We start from the raw sequence: 6,357 nt of genomic DNA on the forward strand, positions 1-6,357 counted from the left end.
TGATGCTACATTTTATAATATTTAAATGGCACGAACAACATTCCGAAACATTCTCCTTTTTCTTTTTGTAAATGTTTGTGGTGTATTTTATGAGCTTTTCTAAGTCCGATGAGGTATTTGTTTTTGGTGTTTTTAAACCATTTAAACCGCTGATGAATTAAAACATCGTGAATTAAAAAATAACAAGCGCCATAAAGTGTAATGCCGCATGCAATAAAAAACAGATAATTAAATCCGCCTTCGACACCAAAATAAAACAAGATTATACTCGGAATGGCAAAAATGACGAAGAAAATATCGTTGCGCTCAAAAGTGTTTTCGTATTTCGGCTGATGATGATCGGCATGAAAATACCACATAAAACCATGCATAACATATTTATGTGTTAGCCAAGTCACACATTCCATAAATAGAAAAACGCCTAAAAAGATTAAAAAAGAAATCATTTTGTAATGTTGATGTTTTAAAATTATCGTTTTATTGTTTTTGAGTTTAGCTTTAGATTATAAAAGATTGACTCAAAAAGATTCGCTATTTGGTTTTAAGTCTGCAATTCTCTCAATCTTGTCATTTCTCCTTCGTCGAAATGACAAACTGTTGATTTAATCGTAATTACAAAGCTGAACGAATTTAAACCAACTTCAATTTATAAGTCACAAAAGACTGCGCCAAAAGGCCTGCTTTGGTATAATTGGAAACTCGAATTCTAGCATTTCCAATTTCGTAATATGGTGTGTTTTTTAGCTTTTTGAGTAATTTTTTATAATAAACATAAGCGGTATAAACTCCAAATTTGGCTTCGATAGGCAGTTTTACAATTCCTTGATAGGCAATTCTAAAATCTTCTTCAATTTCTTTTATAATTTGATTTTTTGAATCTTCGTTGAAGTTATTCAGATTAATGCCAGGAAAATAAGAACGGTTTAAAATGGTATTATCGTCTTTCAAATCCCTAAGAAAATTTACTTTCTGAAAAGCCGATCCTAAACGCATGGCTTCGTATTTCAGCTGTTCGTATTTGTGCTCTTTTCCAGTTACAAAAACTTTTAGGCACATGAGACCCACAACATCGGCAGAACCATAAATGTAATCGATGTACTCGGTTTGTGTTTGGTAATTCGATTTTATGAGATCCATTTTCATGCTTTTTAAGAATGCCTGAACCAAGTCGTCGGTAATATTATATTCTTTTACCGTTTGCTGGAAAGAATTCAAAATTGGGTTTAAGCTGATGCCTAATTCCATAGCTTTATAATATTCTTTTTCAAAATCTTCAATTAGGTATTCTTTTTCGTAGCCATGAAATGAATCTACAATTTCATCGGCAAAACGAACAAATCCGTAAATGCTGTAAATAGCATCGCGAATACTTGGCGAAAGCATTTTTACAGCAAGAGAAAATGAAGTGCTGTAATTTTTGGTAACCAATTTGCTGCATTTGAAAGAAACGGCGTCGAATAGTGATTTCATTTTTTAAGATCTAAAAGATTTTTGAATTAATTCAGCTGCTAGTTTTCCTGAAATTAAGGCAGGCGGAACACCTGGACCAGGAACGGTTAATTGTCCTGTAAAATATAGATTCCTGACTTTTTTGCTTTTCAATTTTGGTCTTAAAAAAGCCGTTTGCAATAAAGTATTGGCCATTCCGTAAGCATTTCCTTTGTAGGCATTATAATCGGCAACAAAGTCATTTTTACAGAATGATCTCTTAAAGATAATGTTATTTTTAATTTTTTGCTGGGTAAGTTCTTCAAAACGAGAAATGATCTTTTCAAAATATTCTTCTCTCAGTTCTTCAGTATCTTCGATTCCAGGTGCAAGAGGAATCAAGAAAAATCCAGATTCCATTCCGTCTGGTGCCGCAGTTTTATCTGTTTTAGATGGAAAGTTAGCGTAGAACAACGGAGCTTCTGGCCATTTCGGTTGATCATAAATAGCTGCTGCGTGCTGATTGAAATCGACATCAAAAAACAAAGCATGATGCGAAATGTTTTCTATTTTTTTATCAAAACCAATAAAAAATAGGAGAGAAGAAGGTGCAAAAACTCTGTTTTTCCAATATTTTTCAGAATACATTCTGTGTTCGCTGTCAAGTAAAGTTTCAGAATGCTGATAATCTGCTCCGCTTAAAACAATATCAGCTTTTAAAGCCTCACCGTTAATTACGATTCCAGTTGCAGTTTTATTCTCAACAATAATTTTTTCTATTGGTGAATTGGTTTTAATTGTCACGCCAAGTTCTAAAGCCAGTTTTTCGATTCCTCGAATGACATCAAACATCCCTGTTTTTGGATGCCAGGTTCCGAGGCCAAAATCGGCATAATTCATAAAATTATAAAATGAAGGTGTTTTGTCAGGTTTTGCTCCAAGAAATAAAACTGGAAACTCCAAGATCTGAATCAGTCTTTCATTTTTAAAATTTTTGCGAATATCAGCACTTACATTCTTGAAAAATTGATCAAGCTTTAATGCGGTTTCTTTAGTAATTAATTCGAGAGGAGAAATTCCAGGACGATAAACTAAATTCTTAATCGCAATATCATAATTGCTTTTGGCTTGATCAATAAAGTTTTGCAGTTTTTGACCGCTTCCTTTTTCTATGGTTTCAAAAGTGCGTTTTATTTCTTGAAGATTGTCGTAGATACTGATAAAATCATTGATCCCAAAATAAACCCTATATGCAGGATTTAATTTTATCAGCTCATAATAATCAGAAGGTTTTTTATCGAAATCCTGAAAAAAGCGTTCAAACACATCTGGCATCCAATACCAGCTTGGTCCCATATCAAAAGTAAAACCATCTTCTTTAAATTGTCTTGCACGCCCGCCAATTGTATCGTTTTTTTCGTAAACAGTAACCGTGTTTCCTTGTTGAGCAAGGTAACATGCGGCTGCTAAAGAAGAGAAGCCTGAGCCTATTATTTGGATAGTTTTTCTCATTTGTTTAACAAATATAAGAAAAACTTAAACAAAAATAAATTAAAGCATGTTAATAGTTTCTTCCATGGAATCGAAAATGCGGATTCTGTCGCTAAGGACTTTTTGGTCAATATGTTCGACCATTTTACCCATAAGCCAGATCTCGTTGTTTTCCTGCAATAATTTCTGTCCCATCGATTTCACATATTGATTGATTACGCTTCTGTCTGGCTGAACAGTCATAAAAGAAATAAACGTAATATTCTCAAAATGTTTGGTTAAATCCTGAAGGTTTTCAATCGGCATGCTTTCTCCAAGATAAATGGTTTTGTAACCTTTGTCAAGGATTTCATATTGCAAGTACAATAATCCGATCTGGTGAATTTCGTTTAACGGAAGTGATAAAACAAAAATGCGGTCGGTTTTGATTGGTTTTCTAATCTGAAGACTTTCTGTGTAAATTAAGATTTTCTGCTTAATTAAATGACTCATAAAATGTTCATTTGCAGGAGTGATGGTTTCAGATTGCCACAATAATCCAAGCTCTTTTAAAAGCGGTAAAAAATGTTCTTTAAAAACTTCTTTAAATGTTTTTTCTGTAATAAGCCAATCGAATGTGTTAAAGAATAACTCTTGATCAAAATTCATCATCGCCATTTTAAAAGAGGTGATAGCGTAGTTTTGAGAGTTTTTCTTCGAGATTATTTCGCGTACCAGTTGTGGTATCTTTTCTTCAGGATATGTTGCAATTTTAGAAATCTTGTAGCCGTACTCGTGCAGTAACGTAATATTTAAAAGTTTCTGCAGATTATGAAGGTTGTAAAATCTAATATTAGTATCGGTTCGCATTGGTTCAAGGATGTTGTATCTCTTTTCCCAGATGCGTATGGTATGCGCTTTTATTCCAGATAAGTTCTCAAGATCTTTAATACTGAAAACAGTTTTAATATTGTTTATCATTTTTCGCGATTAAGTCAACAAATGTAAAATAAAATCTTAGATTCGACCTTAAAACTACATTAAAAAGATAGAGGATTAGAGGTTTACGTATTTAAAATATATTATTTACCTAAAATCAGGTATAAAATTTTTAAGAAATATATTACTTTGATAAAAAAGAACGGTCTGCATATTTTTGATATGCAGACCGTTTTTAATCTTTAGACGCTATTATTTACAAAAAGTAGCTTTGTTTTTTATAGCACTCTGACTTCCAAGCTCAATTGCTTTGCTGAAATCTTTGCAAGAGTTTTTCTTATCGCCAATTTTGTTGTAAGCCAAACCTCTTAGGTTGTAAGCAACGTAATCTTTCGGATTTAAACCTAAAGAAGCTGTACAATCGTCAATAGTTCCTTGATAGTCTTGTAATTTGTAGTTCACATTAGCTCTTCCTGTAAAGGCGTCGGCATTCATGCTGTCTAGTTCGATTGTTTTGCTAAAGTCGGCTTGAGCTCCTTTTAAATCATTTAGCTTGAATTTTGCCACACCACGATTCTGATAAGCTTCGACAAATTTAGAATTCATGCTAATGGCTTTCGTGTAATCGGCAATTGCGCCTTTTGTGTTGCCAGCTTCAGCTTTTTTTATGGCTTTGTCAAAATAGCCAGTTGCAGATTGTGCCCAGATAGAGCAAGACATCATGATGAGTGATGCTAATAGTAGGTTTTTCATAAAACTAATTTGGGATTAGTGATTTAATTATTTCCCAACGAATTTATGAAAGTTTTTATTTTGTAAGAGATTTTCTTTCTGAATAATATTTAGTAAATGAAGAGGTAGTAAGAGGAATTGGAGAAGTTTTTAGAATTTAACATATTCTAAAAACAAAAAAGGCCAAGTAAAATAATTACCTGACCTTTTGTGACCCGACTGGGGCTCGAACCCAGGACCCCATCATTAAAAGTGATGTGCTCTACCGACTGAGCTATCGAGTCTTCATTTCTTCAATGAGGGTGCAAATATAAGGACTTTATTTAGCTTAACAACCCTTTTTTTTAATGAATTTTTAAATAAATTTTCTTTATAGGTGTAAGTGTTTGTTTTGTAGTTGAATATATTTTGATGTAATGGCGTTGATGGTCGAGAAATGTACGGTTTTTAGGTAGGATTTAATTGTTTTAAAGGTGAAGATGGGGAAAAATCGACTTAATGGTTGTTGAAAAAAAAATAGAACAGCTTAGAAATATTTTTATATTAGCTATTTAAATGCCTTTAATTTTTCAAAATAAAGAAGGTATTCAGGTTGTATTATGTATAGTAAGTTTGTTATATGCTAAAAATGGGAATGTGTAGGTTTTTTAAAAATCTAATAGTTATAATGGTTTTGACTAGTTGTCAAAATTCAAAAAAAGAAATCTATTCTTCACTTGAAAAATTTGATGGTTCTTTAGATTCATTAATTGTTGGTGAAGTTTACGATAAACCGAAAATGTTGGTTTTTCAAGCGGATACTTTGTATGGTAATCCAAAAGTTATTAAAGAAACTTGTTATCAGCTTATCGAAAATGATTCTATTAAGGTAGATGCCAATTGTCATTTGTATGAATTTAGAAATAATGAACTGATAATAAATTCAACTGAAACAGCGCTTGGGGAAAAATTTGTGCAAAAATTTATTTATTTCAAGGATAGAATTGATAATAAGTTAGTTGATGACTTGAGAAAAATCAAATCTGATACTGTTTATTTTGGATGTCTTAGAAAATATGATGAAGCAGGGAATTTATTGAAAAAAGTGAATAATAGCAATTGGGTAGAAATTCAAAAAAATGGAGTGCCGGTTACTGGTGAAAACCGTGTTTTGGAAGTTTGTAGACATAATCGGGACAATACTGTAACTACATGGAGAAAAGAATATTTAAAAAAACAATATAATGTAGATAGTTTAAAGAGTGTTAATGTGGAAGAATTTACTGTTAGTAAATTTAATGCTTGGGATTTGGATAAAAAAAGCTATTCGTACAAAGTGGATAAATATGGCAACTGGGTGGTTAAAAAAAGTAATAGAAAAGAAAATCCAGATGTTTATTATAGAGAAATAATATATTAATTTCTGTTTGGTTGACAAAAAAAAACGTCTTTTTAAAAAAAAAGACGTTTTAAGTTTAAAGCTGTATAAAAATGTGACCATGGAGGGATTTGAACCCTCACGCCCTTACGAGCACCACCCCCTCAAGATGGCGAGTCTACCGTTTCTCCACATGGCCTAAAAAGAAAAAAGGTCGAGTAAAATAAATTACCCGACCTTTGTGACCCGACTGGGGCTCGAACCCAGGACCCCATCATTAAAAGTGATGTGCTCTACCGACTGAGCTATCGAGTCATTGCTTTCAAGAAATTTAATTTGTTAATCACAAAATTTGTGACCCGACTGGGGCTCGAACCCAGGACCCCATCATTAAAAGTGATGTGCTCTACCGACTGAGCTATCGAGTCATT

6 protein-coding genes and 4 tRNA genes are annotated in these 6,357 nt (G+C 32.7%); 1 reads left to right on the forward strand and 9 read right to left on the reverse strand.

What is annotated here, in order from left to right; translation table 11 throughout:
- Positions 1-5: 5 nt before the first annotated feature.
- The 6 genes from AAYQ05_RS21625 to AAYQ05_RS21650 all read right to left on the reverse strand — a co-directional run bounded on the left by AAYQ05_RS21625 (position 6) and on the right by AAYQ05_RS21650 (position 4,853).
- Positions 6-446 carry a sterol desaturase family protein gene (locus AAYQ05_RS21625; protein WP_343545321.1) on the reverse strand — a complete coding sequence of 147 codons (441 nt, stop codon included), beginning with the start codon at positions 444-446 and terminating at the stop codon, positions 6-8.
- Positions 447-630: 184 nt separating this feature from the next.
- Positions 631-1,470: a phytoene/squalene synthase family protein gene (locus tag AAYQ05_RS21630; RefSeq protein WP_177212300.1), complete on the reverse strand. Its 840-nt coding sequence runs from the start codon at positions 1,468-1,470 to the stop codon at positions 631-633.
- Between the two features lie 3 nt (positions 1,471-1,473).
- Entirely contained in the window at positions 1,474-2,940 is a 1,467-nt protein-coding gene (gene crtID, locus AAYQ05_RS21635; protein WP_343545322.1) for a bifunctional phytoene desaturase/3,4-desaturase, read from the reverse strand.
- Between the two features lie 39 nt (positions 2,941-2,979).
- Positions 2,980-3,879, reverse strand: a complete 900-nt coding sequence (locus AAYQ05_RS21640; RefSeq protein ID WP_177212302.1) for a MerR family transcriptional regulator — start codon at positions 3,877-3,879, stop codon at positions 2,980-2,982.
- Positions 3,880-4,089: 210 nt separating this feature from the next.
- Positions 4,090-4,590 carry a tetratricopeptide repeat protein gene (locus AAYQ05_RS21645; protein ID WP_343545323.1) on the reverse strand — a complete coding sequence of 167 codons (501 nt, stop codon included), beginning with the start codon at positions 4,588-4,590 and terminating at the stop codon, positions 4,090-4,092.
- Positions 4,591-4,780: 190 nt separating this feature from the next.
- A tRNA-Lys gene (locus tag AAYQ05_RS21650) sits at positions 4,781-4,853 on the reverse strand.
- Between the two features lie 383 nt (positions 4,854-5,236).
- Between AAYQ05_RS21650 and AAYQ05_RS21655 the strand changes: the two genes are divergently transcribed.
- A complete protein-coding gene (locus tag AAYQ05_RS21655; protein WP_343545324.1) occupies positions 5,237-5,968 on the forward strand; it encodes a hypothetical protein in 732 nt (243 codons plus the stop codon).
- Between the two features lie 74 nt (positions 5,969-6,042).
- Here AAYQ05_RS21655 and AAYQ05_RS21660 read toward each other — a convergent pair.
- From AAYQ05_RS21660 to AAYQ05_RS21670, 3 genes are all read right to left on the reverse strand, one after another.
- Positions 6,043-6,125, reverse strand: a tRNA-Leu gene (locus AAYQ05_RS21660).
- Positions 6,126-6,168: 43 nt separating this feature from the next.
- Positions 6,169-6,241 (reverse strand) — tRNA-Lys (locus AAYQ05_RS21665).
- Positions 6,242-6,281: 40 nt separating this feature from the next.
- Positions 6,282-6,354, reverse strand: a tRNA-Lys gene (locus AAYQ05_RS21670).
- Between the last annotated feature and the right edge of the window lie 3 nt (positions 6,355-6,357).

The sequence above is a fragment of the Flavobacterium movens genome (assembly GCF_039581425.1).
Taxonomy (GTDB): Bacteria; Bacteroidota; Bacteroidia; order Flavobacteriales; family Flavobacteriaceae; genus Flavobacterium; species Flavobacterium luteolum.

Coding starts and splice junctions, on each gene's coding strand:
- AAYQ05_RS21630 (WP_177212300.1), bottom strand. CDS start 1,470: ATGAAATCACTATTCGACGCCGTTTCTTTCAAATGCAGCAAATTGGTT.
- crtID (WP_343545322.1), bottom strand. CDS start 2,940: ATGAGAAAAACTATCCAAATAATAGGCTCAGGCTTCTCTTCTTTAGCA.
- AAYQ05_RS21645 (WP_343545323.1), bottom strand. CDS start 4,590: ATGAAAAACCTACTATTAGCATCACTCATCATGATGTCTTGCTCTATC.
- AAYQ05_RS21640 (WP_177212302.1), bottom strand. CDS start 3,879: ATGATAAACAATATTAAAACTGTTTTCAGTATTAAAGATCTTGAGAAC.
- AAYQ05_RS21655 (WP_343545324.1), top strand. CDS start 5,237: ATGGTTTTGACTAGTTGTCAAAATTCAAAAAAAGAAATCTATTCTTCA.
- AAYQ05_RS21625 (WP_343545321.1), bottom strand. CDS start 446: ATGATTTCTTTTTTAATCTTTTTAGGCGTTTTTCTATTTATGGAATGT.